Below are 20274 nucleotides of genomic sequence, written 5' to 3'. Positions count from 1 at the left end.
ATGTCGAGGGGCGCGATCCTTTTGGCGGCCGGCGGCACGGGCGGGCATCTCTTCCCGGCCGAGGCGCTGGCGCACGAGCTGATCAGGCGCGGCTGGACGGTGCATCTGGCCGCCGATGATCGTGTCGAGCGTTTTGCCGGCCAGTTCCCGGCGGCGGGCATCCATCCGATCCAGTCGGCGACCATCGGCTCGAAAAATCCTTTCGCCGTGCTCGCCGCCTTCTGGAAGATCTGGGGCGGCGTGCGGCAGGCATCGGCCGTGATCGGTCGGGTCAAGCCAGCCGTGGTGGTCGGTTTCGGCGGCTATCCGACGCTGCCGCCGCTCTATGCGGCGACGCGGCGCAAGGTGCCGACGCTGATCCACGAGCAGAACGCGGTGATGGGGCGCGCCAACCGGGCGCTCGCCGGCCGTGTCGATGCCATCGCCGGCGGGTTTTTGCCAGAAGATTCAAGCGCTGCAGGCGCCAAGACGGTGACGACCGGCAATCCGGTCAGGCCGCAAGTGCTGGAGGCGGCAAAGACGCCCTATGCGGCGTCGACCGGGGAGCAGCGGTTCCGCTTTCTGGTGTTCGGCGGCAGCCAGGGCGCACAGTTCTTTTCCGATGCGGTGCCGGCGGCGGTTCGACAGCTTTCCGATGCACAACGCAAGCGGCTTGATATCACCCAGCAGGCGCGTGCCGACGATGTCGAGCGGGTGAAGGCGGCCTATGCCGTCCTTGGCGTCGAGGCTGAGGTGTCGCCCTTCTTCACCGACATGGCGGCGCGCATGGCTGCGGCGCACCTGGTGATGTCACGATCCGGCGCATCGACCGTATCGGAAATCGCGGTGATCGGCCGGCCGGCGCTGCTGGTGCCCTATCCGCATGCGCTCGACCACGACCAGGCCGCCAATGCCGCGGCATTGGCCGCGGCAGGCGGCGCCGAAGTGCATCCGCAATCGACGCTTTCCTCCGAGCGCATCGCCGCGCTGGTCGGAGCGCTGATGGACGATCCGGAGCGGCTGACCACAATGGCAGCGGCGGCGAAATCGGCCGGAAAACCGGACGCGGCACGGTTGCTCGCCGATCTGACAGAGGCTATTGCGTCGAAGAAAAGCGTATCGGAATTCAGGAAGGAGACGCACGCATGAAGATGCCGCAGACGATCGGCCTCGTGCATTTCATCGGCATCGGCGGTATCGGCATGAGCGGCATCGCCGAGGTGCTGCATAATCTCGGCTACCAGGTGCAGGGGTCCGACCAGGCCGACAGCGCCAATGTGCAGCGGCTGCGCGACAAGGGCATCGAGTGCTTTGTCGGTCATCATGCCGACAATATCGGGGATGCCGAAGTGGTCGTCGTCTCGACGGCGATCAAGAAATCCAATCCGGAGCTGAAGGCGGCACGCGAGAAACTGCTTCCCATCGTCCGTCGCGCCGAGATGCTGGCCGAACTGATGCGCTTCCGGCAGGCGGTGGCCATCGGCGGCACGCATGGCAAGACGACGACGACCTCGATGGTGGCGACGCTGCTCGAGGCCGGCGGGCTCGATCCGACCGTGATCAATGGCGGCATCATCAATGCCTACGGCACCAACGCCCGCATGGGCGATGGCGAATGGATGGTGGTGGAGGCCGATGAGAGCGACGGCACGTTCCTGAAGCTGCCGGCCGAGATTGCCGTCGTCACCAATATCGATCCCGAACATCTCGACCATTACGGCTCCTTCGACAAGGTGCGCGAGGCCTTTCGCCAGTTCGTCGAAAACGTGCCGTTCTACGGCTTCGGCGTCATGTGCACCGACCATCCCGAGGTGCAGGCGCTGGTCAGCCGCATCGAGGACCGGCGCGTCATCACCTATGGCGAGAACGCACAGGCCGACGTGCGTTTCATCAATCACCGCATGGATGGCCCGACCTCGGAATTCGACGTGGTGATCCGCGACCGCAAGACCGGCGGCCAGTCGACGATATCAGGCCTGCGCCTGCCGATGCCCGGCCGTCACAACGTCGCCAATGCGACGGCGGCGATCGCCGTCGCGCATGAGCTCGGCCTTTCGGCCGAGGCGATCAGGAAGGGCCTGTCGTCCTTCGCCGGGGTCAAGCGGCGCTTCACCCGTACCGGTTCGTGGAACGGCGTCGATGTGTTCGATGATTACGGCCACCATCCGGTCGAGATCACGGCGGTTCTCAAGGCGGCGCGCGATGCCACCAAGGGCCGCGTCATCGCGATTGCCCAGCCACACCGCTTCACCCGGCTTCACGACCTGTTCGACGAGTTTTCCGTCTGCTTCAACTATGCCGACACGGTGATGGTGGCGCCGGTCTATGCGGCAGGCGAAGAGCCGATCGACGGGGTGACGTCCGAGGCATTGGTGTCGCGCATCCGCTCCGGCGGCCATCGCGACGCGCGCTACATCGAAGGCCCCGCGGCGATTGCGCCGGTTATCCGCGACCTGGCCAATCCAGGCGATTTCATCGTCTTCCTCGGTGCCGGCAACATCACCCAATGGGCCTACGCGCTGCCCAGGGAACTCGGCGGTACTGCCTCATGATGCGTGGCCAGGCATTGATCGACAAGCTTGGCGGCCGGCTTGCCGGCCTGCGCGGCCGCATCACGCCCAATGCCGAGATGGACAAGATCACCTGGTTCCGCGCCGGCGGGCTGGCCGACGCGCTGTTCCAGCCGGCCGACGAAGACGATCTCGCTGCGTTCCTGGGAGCAGTGCCCGAAGAGATACCGCTGACCACCGTCGGTATCGGCTCGAACCTGCTTGTCCGTGACGGCGGTATTGCGGGCTTCGTCATCCGGCTTTCGGCCAAGGGCTTTGGCGAAGCCGAAGTGATTGCGCCAACCACAATCAAGGCGGGCGCGGCCACGCCCGACAAACGCCTTGCCGCTGTCGCCTATCAGGCTGGCATAGGCGGCTTTGAGTTCTACCACGGCATTCCGGGCGCCATCGGCGGTGCGCTGAGGATGAATGCCGGCGCCAATGGCGTCGAGACGCGCGAGCGCGTCGTCGAGGTGCGGGCGCTCGACCGCAAGGGCAATGTGCACACGCTGAGCAACGCCGATATGGGTTACGCCTATCGCCATTCGGCAGCACCTGCCGGGCTGATCTTCACATCGGCGGTGTACGAAGGCGTTGTGGCAGACAAGGCCGCGATCAAGGCGGCGATGGACGCCGTCCAGCATCATCGCGAGACCGTGCAGCCGATCCGCGAAAAGACCGGCGGCTCGACCTTCAAGAATCCGGAGGGCACCTCGGCCTGGAAGGAGATCGACAGGGCGGGCTGTCGGGGGCTGATGATCGGCGGCGCGCAGATGTCGCCGATGCATTGCAACTTCATGATCAACACGGGAACCGCGACCGGCTACGACCTTGAATATCTTGGAGAGACGGTGCGCGCGCGCGTGCTCGAAAGGTCGGGCATCCGGCTGCATTGGGAAATCAAGCGCATCGGCAAGTTCCGGCCGGGGCACGAGGTCCAGGAATTCCTCGGGCAGTTGCTGTAAGGACTCAACACACAGTTTTCGCGGCCGTTTTTGCGGAAAGTGAATCTCGCGGAATCGTAAGGACTTGCCAGCGATTCAACTCTCTGATTCTCTGCCCTGAAGCGTTTCCTGATTTGAGTCGTTTCGACGCGTCACCAGCGTTTTTCCGTCAGGGGCTGCCTGCCGGGAAAACTCGGGGGCCGATGGTGCAGAAATCATCAGAGCAGGGACTGCTCCGAGCGTTTGAGTGTATGGCCCTTTCCGGGGCGTGTGAGATGCAGACCCGCAGTGAAAGGGCCCGCCGTGACAGGGAATGACGGGAAATGAAAAGCAAGCACGTGGCCGTCCTTCTGGGTGGATTCTCGTCCGAGCGGCCCGTGTCCTTGTCTTCGGGGAAAGCCTGTGCCGATGCGCTCGAGACGGAAGGCTACCAGGTCACTCGCGTCGACGTCTCGCGCGATGTTGGATCGGTGCTGGCTGAGCTCAAGCCTGATGTTGTCTTCAATGCGCTGCATGGTCCTTTCGGCGAGGACGGCACCATCCAGGGCATCCTCGAATATCTTGCCATCCCCTACACCCATTCCGGCGTGCTCGCCTCGGCGCTTGCCATGAACAAGGAACAAGCCAAGAAGATCGCCAAGTCTGTCGGCATACCGGTTGCCGAATCGAAGGTGGTCAATCGCTTCGCCATCCAGAACAAGCACCCGATGAAGCCGCCCTACGTCGTCAAGCCGGTCAATGAGGGGTCGAGCTTCGGTGTCGTCATCGTGCACGAAGGGCAGTCGCATCCGCCGCAGGTCATCGGCTCGTCCGACTGGAAGTATGGCGATACCGTCATGGCGGAGCGCTATGTGCACGGGCGGGAGTTGACCTGCGCGGTGATGGGCGATGTGGCGCTCGGCGTCTGCGAGATTATCCCGACCGGCCATTCCTTCTACGACTATGATTCAAAATACGTCGCGGGCGGATCAAAACACGAATGCCCTGCAAAAATTTCACCGAATATTTACCAAAAAATACAGACACTGACGCTCAGGGCTCACCAAGCCATCGGCTGCCGGGGCGTTTCCCGGTCGGACTTCCGTTATGATGATCGACACTCCGAGAACGGCGAAATTGTCTGGCTCGAGGTCAACACTCAGCCCGGCATGACGCCGACATCCTTGGTGCCTGAGATCGCCGCGCAGGCGGGACACTCGTTCGGCGATTTGTTGAGTTGGATGGTGGAGGACGCTTCGTGTCTGCGTTGAGGTGGGGACAGGGCAAGGGGAAGGGCGCGGCCGGGCCGACGCTGTTCGGTGTGGCGTTGTCGTTCGACCATTTCGTGCTGCCGCGCCTGCTTCGCCGGCCGGCGCGCATGCTGGCGCGTCTGGGCGAGGACGACTTCGAGGTGCCGCCGTTTTCCGCAGCCGTGCTGTCGGCGGCGCTGCTCGTATCGGGCAGTGCCTATGGCGCCTATCTCGGCGGGCATGTCGACGCTATCGTCCAGGGCATCACCGCGCGCACGGGCTTTGCCGTCGACCAGATCAAGGTCGTCGGCAACCGCGCAACCTCCGAGATCGATATTCTCGACAGGATGCAGTTCGATGGCTGGACGTCGCTGATCGGCTTCGATGCCGAAGCCGCGCGGGAACGCATCGCCACGCTGCCCTGGGTCGAGGTTGCGGCGGTGCGCAAGGTCTATCCGCACACGCTGGAGGTGCGCATCGAGGAGCGTGAGCCCTTCGCGCTCTGGCAGCAGGGCAGCGAGCTTTCGGTCATCGAGCGCTCCGGCGCCGTGATCGCGCCATTCTCCGGCGGCAAGCAGTCGCTGCTGCCGCTGATCGTCGGCACCGGCGCCCCGGCCAAGGCGCCGGATTTCCTGGCCAGGATCAAGAAATACCCAGAGCTTGCCGCACGGATCAAAGGCTACATCCGCATCGGCGAACGACGTTGGGACCTGAAGCTGGAAAACGGCATCACGGTCAAGCTCCCCGAGGATGGCGAGGACCAGGCGATCGCCGATCTGCTGAGGATGGACCGAGAGAACGGGCTTTTGACGCGCGATATCGCCGCCGTTGACATGCGCCTTTCCGATCGCCTCGTCGTCCAGTTGACGCCGGAGGCGGCGACGCAGCGTCAGGCCGCGCTCAATGAAAAGCCGAAAATGCCGAAGCGCAAGCCGGAGACGAAGATATGAGCTGGCTTGGCGGCAACAGCGATGCCTCGTCGCGCCGATCCGGCATCATGACGGTGCTGGATGTCGGCTCGAGCAAGGTCTGCTGCGTGGTGGCCAAGCTCAAGCCGCGCGAGGACGGCATGCTGCTGCGCGGGCGCTCGCATCGCATACAGGTTATCGGCATCGGCCACCAGAAATCGCAAGGCGTGAAATCGGGTGTCGTCATCGATCTCGACAGGGCCGAGCACGCCATTCGCCTTGCCGTCGATGCCGCCGAGCGCATGGCCGGGCTGACCGTCGATTCGCTGATCGTCAATATGACGGCCGGCCGGCTGAAGAGCGAAAGCTTCTCGGCAACCATCAACCTTGGCGGCCATGAGGCGGACGAGGCCGACATCAAGCGCGTGCTTGCCGCCGGCGCCAAGCAGGCGCTGCGGGCCGAGCGCGAAGTGATCCATTCGCTTCCCGTCGGCTTTTCGCTGGACGCCGAGCGCGGCGTGCGTGATCCGCGCGGCATGGTCGGCGACCAACTCGGCGTCGACATGCACGTGCTGACGGGTGACGCGGCACCGTTGCGCAATCTGGAGCTTTGCATCAACCGTTCGCACCTGTCGGTCGAGCGCATGGTGGCGACGCCCTATGCCAGCGGTCTTGCCGCACTGGTCGACGACGAACTGGAGATGGGCGCAGCCTGCATCGACATGGGCGGCGGCACCACGACGATCTCGATGTTTTCGGAAGGCAAGTTCGTTCATGGCGACGCCATCGCCATCGGCGGCAACCACGTTACGCTGGACATGGCCAAGGGCCTGTCAACCTCGCTCGATGCCGCCGAGAGGCTGAAAGTGATGCATGGCTCGGCGCTGCCCGGCAGTGCCGACGACCGCGACCTGGTCTCGATACAGCCGATCGGCGAGGACGGCGAGGTGCCGCTTCAGATCCCGCGTTCGGTGATGACGCGCATCATCCGGGCGCGCATCGACGAGACGCTCGAACTGTTGCGCGACCGGCTGAACAGGTCCGGCTACGGCAACGCGGCCGGCAAGCGCGTCGTGCTGACCGGCGGCGCCAGCCAGCTTTCCGGCCTGCCCGAGGCAGCGCGCCGCATTCTCGGACGCAATGTGCGCATCGGCCGTCCGCTCGGTGTAGCGGGCCTGCCGGAGGCGGCCAAGGGGCCGGCTTTCTCGACGCCAGTCGGGCTTCTGATCTACCCGCAGATGGCGAATTTCGAGAGCCATCCGGCGAAAGGAATTTCTGGTCTCAGGATGACCGGAACTGGCGGAAAACTGCATCGAATGAGTCAGTGGTTGAGAGACAGTTTTTAAATTGACGGGGACAGCCCCATAGGCGGCCGCAGCGGCGAAGCGGCGGGAAAGGCAAAGGACGGAGACAATGACCATCAATCTGCAAAAGCCGGACATCACCGAGCTGAAGCCGCGTATCACCGTGTTCGGTGTCGGCGGCGGCGGCGGCAATGCCGTCAACAACATGATCACCGCCGGCTTGCGCGGCGTCGAGTTCGTGGTGGCCAATACCGATGCGCAGGCGCTGACCATGTCCAAGGCGGATCGCCTGATCCAGCTCGGCGCGCATGTCACCGAGGGCCTGGGTGCGGGGTCGCAGCCGGAAGTCGGACGCGCCGCGGCGGAGGAATGCATCGACGAGATCGTCGATCATCTCTCCAACACCCATATGTGCTTCGTCACTGCCGGCATGGGCGGCGGCACCGGCACGGGGGCCGCGCCGGTCGTTGCACGTGCGGCGCGCGAGAAGGGGATTCTCACCGTCGGCGTCGTCACCAAGCCGTTCCATTTCGAAGGCCAGCGCCGCATGAAGACGGCGGATCTGGGCATCGAGGAATTGCAGAAATGCGTCGATACCCTCATCGTCATCCCCAACCAGAACCTGTTCCGGCTGGCCAATGACAAGACGACCTTTGCCGACGCTTTCGCCATGGCCGACCAGGTGCTCTATTCCGGCGTCGCCTGCATCACCGACCTGATGGTCAAGGAAGGGCTGATCAACCTCGACTTCGCCGACGTCCGCTCGGTCATGCGCGAGATGGGCAAGGCGATGATGGGGACGGGCGAAGCTTCCGGCGAGGGGCGCGCCATGGCCGCCGCCGAAGCCGCGATCGCCAATCCGCTGCTCGACGAGACCTCGATGAAGGGCGCCAAGGGGTTGTTGATCTCGATCACCGGCGGCCGCGACTTGACCCTGTTCGAAGTCGACGAGGCGGCGACCCGAATTCGCGAGGAGGTCGACCAGGAAGCCAACATCATCCTGGGTGCGACCTTCGACGAGGATCTCGAAGGCGTCATCCGCGTCTCGGTGGTTGCTACCGGCATCGACAAATCGGCGGCAGAAATCGCTGCCGCGCCGATCGCCATCCGCACGGCTCCGCCAAAGCCGGTCAGCCGTCCGGCCGCTCCGGTCACGGAAAGCCGTCCGGCGCCTGTCCAGCAGGGAGGCTACGAGCCGCGCGCCGCCGATCCGGTCGCCGAGGCAATCCAGCTCGCCGAGGCGAATGCGGCGGCGATGGCGCGTCCCGCGCCGGCCTCCCAGGCGGAAGATTTCCGCCCGCAGAGCAAGATCTTCCAGGCGCCGCCGGCCCAGCCGCAGCCGATGCTGCAGCCAATGGTTCAGCAAACGATGCAGCCCGCGCCGCAGCGTGAAGTGCTTCAGCCGGCAGCGCCCCAGCGCATGCCGCGCGTCGAGGACTTTCCGCCGGTGGTGAAAGCCGAGGTGGAAGCCAAAAGCCGTCCGGCCGACCACGAGAACAGCGGACCGATGGGACTGCTCAAGCGCCTGACCAACGGCCTTACCCGTCGCGAAGAAGAGCCTGCACGGCTGCAGCCGGCGCAGCCGCGCGAGCCGAAACTGCGCCAGGCGGCACCCGAAGTGCGCCGCCTTGCCAGCCAGGATCCGCAGCTTTACGCGCCACGCCGCGGCCAGTTGGACGACCAGGGCCGGCTGACGCCGCAGAGCAGGGCTGTCCAGGAAGACGATCAGCTGGAGATTCCGGCATTCCTGCGCCGCCAGGCCAACTAACCTGTTAACGGGCCGTAACAGTTGTTAACAGGCAGACAAGAAATTGTTTGCCTGTTAACGCTAAAAGTGCCTGTAAAACAAGGAGTTATGAGACCGTATCCGGTTCGGATCGCGGTTACAGAAAGTAAGAAACCGTGATTTGGAGACTTCCTGCCGGACCACTATCTTCGCCGCGATCAATTTCGGTTTGCTGGGATTCGGGGAAGTGGCCCTGCCTGCCGATCAAAGAGCCGCGCCCTTGGGCTTATGAAGCGGACGTAGGCAGTATGGGCTATGGGGTTTGTTTTGCACGACTATCAGACGACACTTAGATCGCGTGCGACGCTGACCGGCACCGGCGTTCACAGCGGCAATTCCGTTACCGTTCATTTCCTGCCGGCAGACGCTGATGCGGGTGTCGTGTTCCAGCTTTCGAATGGAAGCGAAGTCCGGGAGTTCCGCGCACTTGTTTCCGAGGTCGGCGCCACCGATCTGTGCACCATGCTCGGCGATCCGGCAGGCGAGCACATCGCCACAGTCGAACATCTGATGGCCACGGTTTTCGGGCTCGGCATCGACAATGTCGTCATCGAGATCGACGGCCGTGAGGTTCCGATCCTTGACGGCAGCGCCATGGCGTTCGTGGAGGCTATCGACCAGGCGGGCATCGATACGCTGCCGGTCAAGCGCCGCTACATCAGGGTGGTCAAGCCGGTTCGCATCGAGAACGGTGCCTCCTGGGCGGAGTTCAGGCCCTATGACGGCACGCGCTTCGAAATCGAGATCGATTTCGAAAGCCCGGCGATCGGCCGTCAGCTCTTTGCATCCGACATGAACGCCGACATTTTTCGCCGCGATATCGCGCGGGCGCGCACCTTTGGTTTCATGAAGGACGTCGAGCGGCTGTGGGCAGCCGGCTATGCGCTCGGCTCCTCGCTGGAAAACTCCCTGGTGATCGGTGACGACAACCGCGTGATCAACATCGGAGGCTTGCGCTATCCCAACGAATTCGTGCGCCACAAGACGATGGATGCCATGGGCGATCTGGCGCTGGCCGGCGCCCGGTTCATTGGCTGCTTCCGTTCCTATCGCGGCGGCCACAGGCTGAATGCGGCAGCCCTGCGCCGCCTTTTGTCGGACCGTTCGGCGTTCGAGATCGTCGAGACGACACGCCGCGAGCGCGGTCGCACCGTCGAAAAGAGCGCCGTCTATGCACCTGTCTACGCGCCCTGGATGATCTGATTCTTTACGTTTTTCGGGTTTTATGGCCGCCGGCCTGTGTTGCATGAATGCACCATCGGCCGGCGAAATCACGCAAGTGTGCGGGTTGCGCCAGGCTGCCACAAAAATGTGCGAATGGCCGGAGATAGCGTTGCCGGGCACGGCGATTATGGTTATGCCTGCTGCCCCAGGGCGAGATGTCGACTGAAATGACGCCGAAAGGGCGGAATCCAATCATGTTCTTTAAGCGAATTGGTCAATCGAAAGCGCCGCATCGGGCTGTTTTCCTGGCGCTTTCGGTGGTTGTTCCATCGCTGTTCCTGTCGGCCTGCATGTCGTCCGAAAAGGATGTCGACCTGTCGACCTATGTCGAGCAGACCGAGCCGGCAGACGTTCTCTACAATCAGGGCCTCGCCAATCTGAATGCCGGGCGCCTGCAGGAGGCGAGCCGCAAATTCGGTGCGGTCGACCGCCAGCATCCCTATTCCGAATACGCCCGCAAATCGATGGTGATGGGCGCCTTTGCCGACTATCGCCAAGGCAACTATACCGAGGCGATCGGTTCGGCCAAGCGCTATCTCACGCTCTATCCGTCGACCGACGACGCTGCCTATGCCCAGTATATCATCGGGCTGAGCTATTACCGGCAAATCAGGGATGTCACCCAGGATCAGAAGGAAGCGCGTCAGACCGTGCAGACGATGCAGGATCTGGTGACGCGCTGGCCCGATTCCGAATATGTCGACGACGCCAAGGAAAAGATCCGCTTCGCCAACGACCAGCTCGCCGGCAAGGAGATGCAGATCGGCCGCTATTATCTCGAGCGCCGTGAATACATCGCCGCCGTCAAGCGGTTCCGCGTCGTGGTGGAGACCTATTCCAACACGCGCCATGTCGAGGAAGCGCTCGCGCGTCTTACCGAAACCTACTACGCGATGGGGCTGACATCGGAAGCGCAGACTGCCGCTGCTGTGCTCGGCACCAACTATCCCGACAGCGTGTGGTACAAGGATTCCTACAAGCTCCTGCAGACTGGTGGGCTCGAGCCGCGCGAGAATGCGGGCTCGTGGATCGCCAAGGCCGGGAAGCTGATCACCGGCGCCTGAGCGGCGCGTCACCATGCTTTCCAGACTGTCGATCCGCGATATCGTTCTGATCGAGAAGCTGGACATCGACTTCTCGTCCGGTCTTTCGGTGCTGACCGGCGAAACCGGTGCTGGAAAATCCATCCTGCTCGATGCGCTGTCGCTGGCGCTTGGCGCCCGCGGTGACGCCTCGCTGGTGCGGCATGGCGCAGCACAGGGCCAAGTCATCGCCGTGTTCGACGTGCCGCGCAACCATCCTGCCCGCATGCTGCTTGCCGACAACGCTATCGAGGACGATGGCGACATCATCCTGCGCCGCGTGCAGACGGCGGATGGCCGTACCCGCGTCTTCGTCAACGACCAGCCTTCCAGCGTGACACTGATGCGCGATGTCGGTCACGCGCTGGTCGAGATCCACGGCCAGCATGACGAGCGTGCCTTGGTCGATCCCGGTGCCCATCGCGAATTGCTCGACAGTTTTGGCGGTCATCTCGGCGCTGTGCGGGCGACCGGCGAGGCATGGCGGTACTGGCGGGCCTGCGAACTGGAACTTTCGCGGCATCGTGCCAAGGTGGAAGCGGCGGCCCGCGAGGCCGACTATCTGCGCGCCGCGGTCGCCGAATTGACGAAGCTCGATCCCCAGCCAGGCGAGGAAGCCGACCTCGCCGAGTTGCGCGCCTCGATGATGCGGGCGGAAAAGATCGCCTCGGAAATCCACGATGCGCAAGATGTGCTCTCGGGCCCGTCTTCGCCCCTGCCGCAACTCGCCAGCCTGTTGCGACGGCTGCAGCGCAAGGTGACCGAGGCGCCCGGCCTGCTCGACGACGTGGTCAAATCGCTCGATGAGGCGATGCTGTCGCTCGACGCAGCGCAATCGGGCGTGGAAGCGGCACTTCGCGCCACCGAGTACGATCCGCGGCGGCTGGAACAGGCCGAGGAGCGGCTGTTTTCGCTGCGCGCCGCCTCACGCAAGCACAGTGTGGCGGTCGACGATCTGGCGCAATTGCGCGATACGATGGCCGCCGATCTCGCCGATCTCGACGCCGGCGAGGAGCGCCTGCACGGGCTGCAGAAGCAGGCCGCCGCCGCGTGCGAGACCTATGACATTTCCGCTGCCCAGCTTTCGTCGCTTCGCCATGCGGCGGCGGTCGGGTTGACCAGGGCGGTGATGGCCGAACTGCCGGCGCTGAAGCTCGAACGGGCAGCCTTCATCGTCGAGATGGCAAGCGAGGCCGAGAGCCGCATGGAAGACGGCATCGATCAGGTCGAGTTCTGGGTGCGCACCAATCCCGGCACAAGACCGGGCCCGATGATGAAAGTCGCCTCCGGAGGCGAACTTTCGCGGTTCCTGCTGGCGCTGAAGGTGGCGCTGGCCGACCGCGGCTCGGCGCCGACCTTGGTCTTCGATGAAATCGACACCGGCGTTGGCGGCGCGGTGGCGGACGCCATCGGCCAAAGGCTGGCGCGGCTGTCAAAACGCGTGCAGGTGCTTTCGGTTACGCACGCGCCGCAAGTGGCGGCACGCGCGGCGACGCATTTCCTGATCTCCAAATCCGGCAGCGCCGATCGCGTCGCCACCGGCATCGCCGAGATGGACCGGGCGGCGCGCCAGGAAGAGATCGCGCGGATGCTCGCCGGAGCGACCATCACCGACGAGGCGCGTGCGGCCGCCGAGCGGCTGCTTCGCGAAAACACCGCGGCATAGCAGAGCTCATGCTCGGCGTTGTGGATCGAGTCAGGATGTGGCTCCATCCTGCTGTTCAGCAATGATTTTCTCAAAATCCTGATCTATTGTGGCGCGCCGCGCGTCCTTCGAACGCGCAAGGACGCTGTAGCAATTTGATTTCGCGCATGGCCCAGGAAATCGTTCCGGGTCAGCGTCGAGGAGCCGTGCATGCTCGAAAAACCAGTCGATTCACTCAGCGAAAGTGAAGCAGCCAGCGAGCTGAAGCGGTTGGCCGAGGAAATCGCCGCCCACGACCAGCGTTACCACGCCGAGGACGCGCCGACGATTTCGGACGCGGCCTACGATGCGCTGCGGCGGCGCAACCTTGCCATCGAGCAGCGGTTTCCTGCCCTTGTGCGCGAGGATTCGCCTTCACGCAAAGTCGGCGCGGCGGTGTCGGAGAAATTCCGCAAGATCGTCCATGCCATTCCGATGCTGTCGCTCGACAACGCTTTCGCCGATGCGGACGTGATCGATTTCGTCGGCCGCATCCGCCGTTTCCTCAGGCTCGGCGCCGACGCGCCGCTGGCGATGACTGCCGAGCCGAAGATCGACGGCCTGTCGCTGTCGCTGCGCTACGAGGCCGGACGGCTGGTGACGGCGGCAACGCGTGGCAACGGCCAGGTCGGCGAGGATGTGACGGCCAACGCCCGCACCATCGCCGAGATTCCCAACGTGCTCTCAGGCGATTTTCCCGATCTGCTGGAAGTGCGGGGCGAGGTCTATATGCGCCTCACCGACTTTGCCGAGCTCAATCGCCGCAATGCCGAGGCCGGAAAGCAGGTTTTTGCCAATCCGCGCAACTCGGCGGCAGGCTCCTTGCGCCAACTCGACACCTCGATCACAGCCAGCCGGCCGCTGCGGTTTTTCGCCTATACCTGGGGTGAGGTGAGCGCCATGCCCGCCGACACGCAGATGGGCATGGTGGCGGCGTTCGAGCGCTTTGGCTTCAGGGTCAATCCGCTGATGAAGCTGTTCGACAGCGTCGAGGGACTGCTCGAGCAATACCGGCTGATCGAATCCAACCGGGCGACGCTTGGCTACGACATCGACGGTGTCGTCTACAAGGTGAACAGCCTCGAGCTGCAGCAGCGGCTGGGCTTCGTCTCGCGTTCGCCGCGCTGGGCGATCGCTCACAAATTCCCGGCCGAGAAGGCGACGACGATCCTGACCGGCATCGACATCCAGGTCGGCCGCACCGGCGCGCTGACGCCGGTGGCGCGGCTGGTGCCGGTGACGGTCGGCGGCGTCGTGGTGACCAACGCGACGCTGCACAATGAGGACTACATCAAGGGCATCGGCAACAACGGCCAGCCGATCCGCGAAGGCCGCGACATTCGCATCGGCGACACGGTGAGCATCCAGCGTGCTGGCGATGTCATTCCGCAGGTCATCGACGTGGTCATGGAAAAGCGGCCGCCTGACAGTGTGCCATATGCTTTCCCAGTGCTTTGCCCGGCCTGCGGCAGCCACGCCGTGCGCGAGGAGGGGGAAGCAGTCAGGCGCTGCACCGGCGGATTGATCTGCCCCGCGCAGGCGGTGGAGCGTCTGCGCCATTTCGTCTCTCGGGGTGCTTTCGATATCGAGGGGCTCGGTGAGAAGCAGATCGAGTTCTTCTTCCACGCCGAGGATCCGTCACTACGCATCTATTCGCCGGCCGACATTTTTACGCTGAAGAAGCGGCAGGCAGCATCGCTGACCAAGCTCGAGAACGTTGACGGTTTCGGCGCGACCTCGGTACGCAAGCTGTTCGCGGCAATCGACGATCGGCGGCAGGTCGAGTTCTCGCGCTTCCTCTATGCGCTCGGCATCCGCCACATCGGCGAGACCAATGCCAAGCGGCTGGCCCGCCATTTCCTTTCCTTTGCCGCTTTCCGCGAAACCGGGCAAAGCGCCGTCATGCCGGCCGGCAAGGGTGACCCTGGCAACGCTGCCTGGCAGGAGTTGAACGGCATCAACGGCATCGGCTCGATCGTTGCCGAGGCGGTGGTCGATTTCTTCGCTGAAGACCATAACCGGCAGGCGCTCGATGCATTGCTGGCGGAAGTAACAGTGCTCGACGAGGAGCCGGTCGGTGGCGTGTCGTCGCCGGTCTCCGGCAAGACGGTGGTCTTCACCGGCGCGCTGGAAAAGATGTCGCGCGACGAGGCCAAGGCGATGGCCGAAAAGCTCGGCGCCAAGGTCGCCGGCTCGGTGTCGAAGAAGACCGATCTCGTCGTTGCCGGGCCAGGTGCCGGCTCCAAGCTCAAGCTCGCCACCGAATTCGGCATCGAAGTGATCGACGAGGATGCGTGGTTGGCGCGGATCGGCAAGGCGTGATGGAAGGCGCGTTCACCGGTTTCGGCCAAAAGGCCATTCCCTTCCTCAAGGCGCTCGATTTTCATCAGAGCCGGGAGTGGTTTCTGGAAAACCGCGACCTCTTCGAAAGCGAGCTGCGCGACCCCTTCGGCGATCTGGTCGAAACGCTCTCCGAGCGCTTCGCAGCGGCAGGGCTGGGTTTGCGCGGCAATCGCAAGAAGTCGCTGTTCCGGATCACTCGCGACGTGCGCTTCGCCAAGGACAAGCGGCCCTACAACCGGCATCTGTCGGCAATCCTCTCGCCTGATGGCACCAAGATGGAACAGGGCGTGTTCTTCATCCATATCGGGCTTGAGCGCTGCTTTGCCGGCGTTGCCTGGTGGCAGCCGGGGCCGGCGCTGCTGCTGGCGATGCGCCAGGCCATCGCGGCGCGGCCGGGTGAATTCCGGGCGCTGATCGAGGCGCTGAAGCAAAACCGCCTCGAACTCGATGCGGAAGGCTGCATGAAGCGCGCGCCACGCGGCTTCGAGCATGTCACGGCGGCCGATCTCGCGGCGGCCATCCGCAACCGGCATTTCGCCGTCCGGCACGAAGTCGACCCTGCGGGAATCCACGGGCCGGCGCTGGTCGACGAGCTGGTCGATTTCGCCTTGCGGGCCAAGCCGCTGCTCGACTGGGGCAGGGCGATCGAAGCCAAGGTCCCGGTGGACTGAGCACTGGCCGAAACGCGCACGCCTGAACCTGCGACGAGGATCACTTCCGCTGATTGTTGGCTCAAGCGAATTGGTGTGACAAGGCTGACAGCGCTCCCTACATACCAGCTTTCCCCCCGCATCGGCCCGAAAATCGGGATCGATTTTCGGATGGCCCGACGCGTGGATTCAAAGTGTTAGAGCGTCCTTTGATCGTCCAAAAGGACGAGCGGTGCTCCGAGGAGTGGCTGATGTCGGCGGAAGCAATCTCCGAAAACCGCGCAAAAAGCGATTTCTGGCAAGGCGTGCGGCTCAGCATGCCCGTCGTGGTGGCGGCGGCGCCGTTTGGACTGCTGTTCGGGGCGCTCGCCGTAGACAACGGATTTTCGGTGCTTGAAGCCTTGCTGATGAGCGCCATGGTTTTCGGCGGCGCCAGCCAGATGGTCGGCATCGAATTGTTCGGGCAGCATGTCGCGCCATGGCTGATCGTGCTGTCGATCTTCGCCGTGAATTTCCGCCATGTGCTTTACTCCGCGGGCATCGGCCGGCGCATCGCGCACTGGCCGCCGGTGCAGCAGGCGGTCGGCTATTTCCTGCTCACCGATCCGCAGTTCGCCGTGGCCGAGCGCAAGGCGGAGGCTGGCGAGACGGTCGGCTTCGCCTGGTATATGGGGCTTGGCCTGCCGGTCTATGTGTTCTGGGTGACCGAAAGCGCGCTTGGCGCGGTATTCGGCAGGCTTATTCCCGATACCCATGCGCTGGGCATCGATTTTCTGCTGCCGATCTATTTCCTCGGACTGGTCATGGGCTTTCGCAAACGGCCACTGTGGCTGCCGGTGGTCGTCGCCAGTGCTGCTGCCTCCATCATCGCCTACAAGACGGTGGGCTCGCCCTGGCACGTCTCGATTGGCGCCGTGGCCGGCGTGCTGCTCGCGGTCATCCTGCCGCCGCGCCACAGCGGCGTGGAGGCGCGGCCATGAGCACGACCTTGTGGATCATCATCGCCGGCGCGATCGCGACCTATCTGACCCGCATCGGCGGCCATCTGGTGATCTCGCGCTTCGAAAACATCCATCCGCGCGTCGAGGCCGGGCTGAACGCTGTGCCTGCCGCAGTGCTGACGACGCTGGTGGCGCCGGCAGCACTTGGCGGCGGGCCGGCGGAATGGGCTGCATTGATCGTCGCCGGGCTGGTCTCGCTGCGCAGCGGGCTTATGGCGATGTTTTTGGCCGGCGCCGTCGTGCTGGTGCTGGCCCGGCAGTTCGTCGGATAACCGGACCGGCTGAGTACGCCAGTCCTATTTGCGCACGATGTTGGAGATCGCGGGATCGAATCGACCTCCTGCAAAGAGCCTGCGCATCGTCTCTTGCGGATCGAGACCAAACGTTTCGGCTGATGTCACCGCAATCAGCGCGTCGAGGTCGAGCGTCGGGGCGAGGTCGCGTCCTTGGTAGAGTGCACCGGTAGACAGTCCCGGCCAGTCGGCCAGCACCCGCCCGCCATTCACCGCTCCGCCAGCGATCATCGCAGCCGATGCCGTACCGTGGTCGGTGCCGCCAGTGCCGTTGACGGCGACAGTGCGGCCGAACTCGGTGGCGACCAGCACGGTCGTATCCTTCCAGATATCGCTGAGGCCAACGTGCAACCCATCGATGAGCGCGTCGAGCGCTCTGAGCTGGTTGGCCAGCCTGGCTTGCTGGCCGCTATGGGTGTCCCAGCCGCTGGTTTCGATCATGGCAACGCGCGGTCCGCCGGCCTTGGCGAGGAAGCCCGCGCCGGTGCGGCCGACGCTCGCTGCGTCCTTGCGCTGCGCGTTCACCGCGCCCAACGCCCGTGTCTCCATCGCGCTGCTCCACAGCGCATGCAGCTGTTCGTCGGCGTCATAGAGCTTGCCGACGCGTGTCATCAGGTCGTCCGGCGCCTCCGGCAGGGCGGACGGCGCATAGGAGGTGACGTCTGCCTCGCCTCGCAGCGCCAGCGGGATGGTCGGTGCAAAAGCGATTGCTTCGCCGCGAGACTTCGGCAGCATGCCGACCAGCCGGTTCAGCCAACCGTCCTTGCGCTCGTAGGGCGAGCTGCCGCCGCTTTCGAGCACATTTTGACCGTCGAAATGCGAGCGCTCGCGATAGGGCGAAGCGACCGCGTGGACGAACAGCGCCTGCTTGTCCTGATGCAGCTTGCGGAGACCGGTGAGCGAAGGATGCAGGCCAAACGTGCCGTCAAGCTTTATCGGATCGTCGATGGCCAATGGGCCGCGCAGTGCGCGGTAGGCGGGGTCGGCATAGGGAACGATGGTGTCCAGCCCGTCCGCGGCGCCGCGCTGGATGATGAGAACGAAGCGGCGATCGGTTTCCACATTGGCGAAGACGATGCGCGGCGCGATCAGCATCGAGCCGAGGCCGGCGCCGGCGAGAGTAAGGAATTGACGGCGTTCCATCTTGGTCATCTCCTCTGGAAATCATCTTCGCTGAAAGTCATCTTCGTTGGAATTCGGGCGACACGAGCAGCAGCGCGATGCCGGTGCGCCGGCTCTCGGCGCGCTCGATCCCGGCCATCGTCAGGTCGCTGAGTGAGCCGGCAAAGAGTTTTCGCGCGAGATCTCGCGGATCGATATCGCCAACTTGCGCGGCGAGGCGCTGCGCCACCTCGACCCGGCGGACCAGTGCGTCGGGTGCTGCCCAGCTCCCGGCAACATCGTCATAGCCGGCCGGCGAACGCGGCCGCCATACCGGTTGGCCGAGTTGGTTGAGCAGTTGCGCCAGACGCGGCTTGCCGAGTTCGCTGCGGCCCAGGCCGCGCAGCGCCGAGATCGTCCATTCCCACGGCGTCTTGAACTTCGCCGCTGCTGGTTGCCAGGCTTCTGGACTGTCGAGGAGCGCGCGGTAGACCGCGACGAGATCGCCCTTTGACCGGCGAAAGGCTTCGGCGAGCCGCGTCACGACCGCGGCCGGCGGCTCGTCGGCGATGAAGTGGCGCGCCAGCTTGGTTGCGATGTGCGTTGCGGTTGCCTCGGCCGCCGCGAGGTCGCCGAGCACGGCGAGCGCCTGTTTGTCGCCGCGCTGGTCGTAGGTCTGGCCGATGATCGTGCGTTGGCCCGGTTCGTGCAGCCCGGGTCGAAAGGTGAAAGCGCCGGCCTGGCCTCGCCCTTTAGCGCGTCCGGTGCTGAAACCGGTCAGCGCCAGTGCGAATTCGGTCACGTCGGCCTGGCTGTAGCCGGAGCGTGCACCGAGCGTGTGCAGTTCCATGATTTCGCGGGCCAGGTTCTCGTTGATGCCGGGTTTGCGCTTGGCGTTGCGTTTCGCGGCGCGGTTAGCAAATTTTGAGTTGGGACCGATCGAGCGCACCTGGTCGATATAGAACAGCATCGCCGGGTGGCGCTCGGCGGCGAGCAGCATATCCTCGAAGCGACCGAGCACATGTGGGCGGATCGCCTCGCGCTCGAAGGCGCCGGCGATCAGGGTCACCTGCGGTTTCTCCGCCGAGATGGCGAAATGGTTCGACCAGAAATGCACGAGCCGCTCGATGAAGGGCGTCGATGTTTCGAGCGCCGCGCGTGCTCGCAGGTCGACCTCGTCGCGATAAAGCGCTTGAGCCTCCTGGCGTGCCGCCTTGCGGGCGGCCATCTTTGCGGCCGCGTCGGCGTCTTTGGCCTCGAGCATCGCTGCGGCATAGCCGGCGCCGAGTGTGGCCGAGTCCTGCGCGCCGGAAAAGACCGCCGGGTTTGCGTCGTAACTTTCGAACTGCGCTATCAGCCAGGATTTCGGGTCGGCCGGCGCCTCGTCGTCGGGCCGGGCGCCCAGGCCGAAGCGGTTGAGCGCAACCGCGACATCGCTCGGACTTGCCAATGGTGCCTCCGTCAGCATTGCTTTTGGAGGCTTCAACGCGGCAGCGACTGGAATCCGTCGCTGTTTCCAGCTCTATTTTTCGCCCGCTCGGCGCAGCATGTTGCTGCGGCCGCGCAGGCCGTCGACAAGTCGCGCCCTGTCGGCTGGCGTCAGTCCCGTCGCGAAGGTCACGATTGCCTGTTCGAGCCGGCCGCGCAGCGCCATATCGGCTTGCCGGACCGAGGCGAGCGTCTCATTGACCGCCGCTGCGTCGATCGGCTCAGCCTCGATCAGGCGCGCCACCGCCTCGCGGCCGACCCGAGCCGCTTCGATGTCGGCAGCCGACTGGCGCCGCGCCTCTGCGAAGCGCCTGGCGGAACGCCTTGCGCTGGTCGGGCGACAGGCCGGCCGCGGCGAAGCGCAGGCCGCGCTGGTCGCCCGCTCTGTCGCGCTGCCCCTGCTGCGCCTGCCATATATAGCCAGCGCCGGCGGCGGCGCCGAGCACGAAGACGTTCAGTGCCAACGAGACGGCAAGCAGGATCCTGATGCTGCGTTCGCTCATTGCACGTCCCCCTGCATGTCGCCGAATGCGGTTAGCGCATAGGTGTCGCCATCGTCAGGGGTGCTGTTGGGTGGCAGCAGCACGGCGACTGTCAGCGCCCCGGCCACCGCGCCCGCCAGTCCGATGCCGGCCAATCCGGCTCAAGCCGAAGCCGCGCTTGCACCGGCGGTGGAGCTCGACGATCTGCTGTCGCGCATCGCGTCGCA

General features: G+C 64.6%; 18 protein-coding genes. 14 read left to right on the top strand and 4 right to left on the bottom strand.

All coding sequences use genetic code 11. From position 1 onward, the window contains the following. The 14 genes from murG (at nt 1) to AC0L3O_RS17280 (ending at nt 16955) form a co-directional block, all read left to right on the top strand. A complete protein-coding gene (gene murG, locus AC0L3O_RS17345; RefSeq protein ID WP_473616143.1) occupies nt 1–1128 on the top strand; it encodes an undecaprenyldiphospho-muramoylpentapeptide beta-N-acetylglucosaminyltransferase in 1128 nt (375 codons plus the stop codon). Continuing rightward, nucleotides 1125–2531 (top strand): UDP-N-acetylmuramate--L-alanine ligase, encoded by a 1407-nt coding sequence (gene murC / locus AC0L3O_RS17340; protein ID WP_473616141.1) that lies wholly within the window; start codon nt 1125–1127, stop codon nt 2529–2531. Before murG ends, murC begins: the two co-directional genes overlap by 4 nt. Then, nucleotides 2528–3493, top strand: a complete 966-nt coding sequence (murB, locus tag AC0L3O_RS17335; RefSeq protein ID WP_473616140.1) for a UDP-N-acetylmuramate dehydrogenase — start codon at nt 2528–2530, stop codon at nt 3491–3493. The genes murC and murB overlap by 4 nt, the downstream gene beginning before the upstream one ends. 302 nt (nt 3494–3795) lie before the next feature. Further along, nucleotides 3796–4722, top strand: coding sequence for a D-alanine--D-alanine ligase (locus AC0L3O_RS17330; protein ID WP_091594156.1), 927 nt, complete (start codon nt 3796–3798; stop codon nt 4720–4722). Continuing rightward, the gene (locus tag AC0L3O_RS17325) at nt 4710–5651 is read left to right on the top strand and encodes a cell division protein FtsQ/DivIB (RefSeq protein ID WP_473537027.1); all 942 of its coding nucleotides are present in this window, start codon (nt 4710–4712) and stop codon (nt 5649–5651) included. Before AC0L3O_RS17330 ends, AC0L3O_RS17325 begins: the two co-directional genes overlap by 13 nt. After that, on the top strand, nt 5648–6955 hold the full coding sequence (gene ftsA / locus AC0L3O_RS17320; RefSeq protein ID WP_023798744.1) for a cell division protein FtsA: 1308 nt from the start codon (nt 5648–5650) through the stop codon (nt 6953–6955). The genes AC0L3O_RS17325 and ftsA overlap by 4 nt, the downstream gene beginning before the upstream one ends. A 67-nt stretch (nt 6956–7022) precedes the next feature. Next, complete coding sequence (gene ftsZ, locus AC0L3O_RS17315) at nt 7023–8681, top strand: cell division protein FtsZ (RefSeq protein WP_023798745.1); 1659 nt, start codon at nt 7023–7025, stop codon at nt 8679–8681. A gap of 273 nt (nt 8682–8954) precedes the next feature. Continuing rightward, nucleotides 8955–9902 carry a UDP-3-O-acyl-N-acetylglucosamine deacetylase gene (lpxC, locus tag AC0L3O_RS17310; RefSeq protein ID WP_473479898.1) on the top strand — a complete coding sequence of 316 codons (948 nt, stop codon included), beginning with the start codon at nt 8955–8957 and terminating at the stop codon, nt 9900–9902. Between the two features lie 215 nt (nt 9903–10117). Further along, the gene (locus AC0L3O_RS17305) at nt 10118–10987 is read left to right on the top strand and encodes an outer membrane protein assembly factor BamD (RefSeq protein ID WP_128174186.1); all 870 of its coding nucleotides are present in this window, start codon (nt 10118–10120) and stop codon (nt 10985–10987) included. A 13-nt stretch (nt 10988–11000) separates the two neighbouring features. Next, nucleotides 11001–12671, top strand: coding sequence for a DNA repair protein RecN (gene recN / locus AC0L3O_RS17300; protein WP_128174184.1), 1671 nt, complete (start codon nt 11001–11003; stop codon nt 12669–12671). A 189-nt stretch (nt 12672–12860) separates the two neighbouring features. Next, nucleotides 12861–15011, top strand: coding sequence for an NAD-dependent DNA ligase LigA (gene ligA, locus AC0L3O_RS17295; RefSeq protein ID WP_473537028.1), 2151 nt, complete (start codon nt 12861–12863; stop codon nt 15009–15011). Continuing rightward, the gene (locus tag AC0L3O_RS17290) at nt 15011–15703 is read left to right on the top strand and encodes a DUF2461 domain-containing protein (protein WP_287173579.1); all 693 of its coding nucleotides are present in this window, start codon (nt 15011–15013) and stop codon (nt 15701–15703) included. Before ligA ends, AC0L3O_RS17290 begins: the two co-directional genes overlap by 1 nt. 230 nt (nt 15704–15933) lie before the next feature. Continuing rightward, nucleotides 15934–16662 carry an AzlC family ABC transporter permease gene (locus tag AC0L3O_RS17285; RefSeq protein WP_128167158.1) on the top strand — a complete coding sequence of 243 codons (729 nt, stop codon included), beginning with the start codon at nt 15934–15936 and terminating at the stop codon, nt 16660–16662. Beyond that, a complete protein-coding gene (locus AC0L3O_RS17280) occupies nt 16659–16955 on the top strand; it encodes an AzlD family protein (protein WP_023798752.1) in 297 nt (98 codons plus the stop codon). Before AC0L3O_RS17285 ends, AC0L3O_RS17280 begins: the two co-directional genes overlap by 4 nt. A 24-nt stretch (nt 16956–16979) precedes the next feature. On the opposite strand, the gene AC0L3O_RS17275 is transcribed toward AC0L3O_RS17280, so the two are convergent. From AC0L3O_RS17275 to AC0L3O_RS17260, 4 genes are all read right to left on the bottom strand, one after another. Then, on the bottom strand, nt 16980–18119 hold the full coding sequence (locus AC0L3O_RS17275) for a DUF1501 domain-containing protein (RefSeq protein WP_473537029.1): 1140 nt from the start codon (nt 18117–18119) through the stop codon (nt 16980–16982). 37 nt (nt 18120–18156) lie between these two features. Beyond that, nucleotides 18157–19527, bottom strand: coding sequence for a DUF1800 domain-containing protein (locus AC0L3O_RS17270; protein ID WP_473537030.1), 1371 nt, complete (start codon nt 19525–19527; stop codon nt 18157–18159). 72 nt (nt 19528–19599) lie between these two features. Next, the gene (locus AC0L3O_RS17265) at nt 19600–19839 is read right to left on the bottom strand and encodes a periplasmic heavy metal sensor (RefSeq protein ID WP_287173571.1); all 240 of its coding nucleotides are present in this window, start codon (nt 19837–19839) and stop codon (nt 19600–19602) included. After that, on the bottom strand, nt 19787–20068 hold the full coding sequence (locus AC0L3O_RS17260) for a periplasmic heavy metal sensor (protein ID WP_287173496.1): 282 nt from the start codon (nt 20066–20068) through the stop codon (nt 19787–19789). The genes AC0L3O_RS17265 and AC0L3O_RS17260 overlap by 53 nt, the downstream gene beginning before the upstream one ends. Between the last annotated feature and the right edge of the window lie 206 nt (nt 20069–20274).

It is taken from the genome of Mesorhizobium sp. WSM4810 (genome assembly GCF_055811235.1).
Note: the sequence above shows the minus strand (reverse complement) of the source record. Positions and strands in the feature narration are given on the sequence as shown.

Excerpts from the sequence above, each read along its gene's own strand:
- ftsA (WP_023798744.1), top strand. The coding sequence starts at position 5,648 with ATGAGCTGGCTTGGCGGCAACAGCGATGCCTCGTCGCGCCGATCCGGC.
- ftsZ (WP_023798745.1), top strand. The coding sequence starts at position 7,023 with ATGACCATCAATCTGCAAAAGCCGGACATCACCGAGCTGAAGCCGCGT.
- recN (WP_128174184.1), top strand. The coding sequence starts at position 11,001 with ATGCTTTCCAGACTGTCGATCCGCGATATCGTTCTGATCGAGAAGCTG.
- AC0L3O_RS17285 (WP_128167158.1), top strand. The coding sequence starts at position 15,934 with ATGTCGGCGGAAGCAATCTCCGAAAACCGCGCAAAAAGCGATTTCTGG.
- murC (WP_473616141.1), top strand. The coding sequence starts at position 1,125 with ATGAAGATGCCGCAGACGATCGGCCTCGTGCATTTCATCGGCATCGGC.
- lpxC (WP_473479898.1), top strand. The coding sequence starts at position 8,955 with ATGGGGTTTGTTTTGCACGACTATCAGACGACACTTAGATCGCGTGCG.
- AC0L3O_RS17280 (WP_023798752.1), top strand. The coding sequence starts at position 16,659 with ATGAGCACGACCTTGTGGATCATCATCGCCGGCGCGATCGCGACCTAT.
- AC0L3O_RS17330 (WP_091594156.1), top strand. The coding sequence starts at position 3,796 with ATGAAAAGCAAGCACGTGGCCGTCCTTCTGGGTGGATTCTCGTCCGAG.
- murB (WP_473616140.1), top strand. The coding sequence starts at position 2,528 with ATGATGCGTGGCCAGGCATTGATCGACAAGCTTGGCGGCCGGCTTGCC.
- AC0L3O_RS17305 (WP_128174186.1), top strand. The coding sequence starts at position 10,118 with ATGTTCTTTAAGCGAATTGGTCAATCGAAAGCGCCGCATCGGGCTGTT.
- AC0L3O_RS17290 (WP_287173579.1), top strand. The coding sequence starts at position 15,011 with ATGGAAGGCGCGTTCACCGGTTTCGGCCAAAAGGCCATTCCCTTCCTC.
- AC0L3O_RS17275 (WP_473537029.1), bottom strand. The coding sequence starts at position 18,119 with ATGGAACGCCGTCAATTCCTTACTCTCGCCGGCGCCGGCCTCGGCTCG.
- ligA (WP_473537028.1), top strand. The coding sequence starts at position 12,861 with ATGCTCGAAAAACCAGTCGATTCACTCAGCGAAAGTGAAGCAGCCAGC.
- murG (WP_473616143.1), top strand. The coding sequence starts at position 1 with ATGTCGAGGGGCGCGATCCTTTTGGCGGCCGGCGGCACGGGCGGGCAT.
- AC0L3O_RS17260 (WP_287173496.1), bottom strand. The coding sequence starts at position 20,068 with ATGAGCGAACGCAGCATCAGGATCCTGCTTGCCGTCTCGTTGGCACTG.